1 protein-coding gene is annotated in these 1,196 nt (G+C 26.2%); it reads right to left on the reverse strand.

The window, feature by feature from the left end; genetic code table 11:
- Positions 1 to 1,017: polysaccharide pyruvyl transferase family protein (locus HMPREF0367_RS07945; protein WP_051335226.1), on the reverse strand; the 1,017-nt coding region annotated here is incomplete at its 3' end.
- Positions 1,018 to 1,196: the final 179 nt, after the last annotated feature.

A 1,196-nucleotide genomic window follows, 5' to 3' on the forward strand; every position in this document is an offset into this window, starting at 1 on the left:
AATATTTCCAATTAAATCATCAATCGATACCTTTTCTAATTCTTCTAAAGAAGCATAATTCTTTAAATTCATATCCTTTAAAACTTGCAAGGTTTTATTATCATAAACAATCGGTAAAACTGGTTTATTAAATAACCATCCAAGAATAATACTATGAAATCGAGTCCCAACAATGATCTCTGATTCTTTAATCAAAGAAATGCTCTCCTCTATATTCCCATTATAATTATTAATTTCTATTTTATCTTTAAAACAATCAAAATCATGCGTCTTTACAATCTCATTTATTTCATAAAAATCACCCTGTGGTTCACAGAAAGATAAAAATGTGATTTTATATCCTAATTCCAAATATCTTTTCGCAAGTTTTTGAATAAACTTCCGATACACTTCCCAATATTGTATGATTGCAAAATTATCATTTCTACCAGCTAAAGAAATCGTAGAGAATAATACACGATGTTCTACATTTGAGGAATTATCAGTTTGATAATTAAAAACAACATCTGGAGCATAAACTACATGTGGAATATCTTTAAATTTATTATAAGAATAATAATCTCTAAAAGAGACACCATCATATGTACTTAAAAGTTGATGATAGTCCAAATAATATTGCTCATCTTTATAGGGGCCAAAATTTGAACCAATTAAATATACTTTCTTGCTAAATTTACGCAAGTCAGCATCTGCTTTTAAAAATGCAGAATAATCATCATTATGTTGAATAAAAACACTACCCCCAATATGTACTGTTGCGTCACATTTTTCCATTAGTCGTTCCATAAATCCATTTGTAGTCTTTTTAATATGTTTCAATGCTTTATTCCAAAACTTGACTTCTTTATCCTCTGAAGAATATATAATAAGATTTTTTATATCTTTAAAAGCTGTTTTATAAAATTTATCTGAATATAAATAAAATTGGGCATTTGGATATCTATCACATAGAATTCTGACCATTAAATCATCACCCAAATTCTGTGCCATATATGCATAAACAAAAATTTTCTTCATAATAACCCTCAATTCAAATGTTATTTACTTGAAAATATTATATCATAAATCATTATTTAAAAATAAAAATCGGGATCCATTAAGACCCTGATATATGAATTCTGTGAAATAAAGTTTGTCTAGAGACACATAACTAATAGATTCTTTATCAACTTAAATTTATTCAATTATTTATAATA

This window comes from Faecalitalea cylindroides ATCC 27803 (genome assembly GCF_000469305.1).
In the GTDB taxonomy this organism is placed as follows: Bacteria; Bacillota_I; Bacilli_A; order Erysipelotrichales; family Erysipelotrichaceae; genus Faecalitalea; species Faecalitalea cylindroides.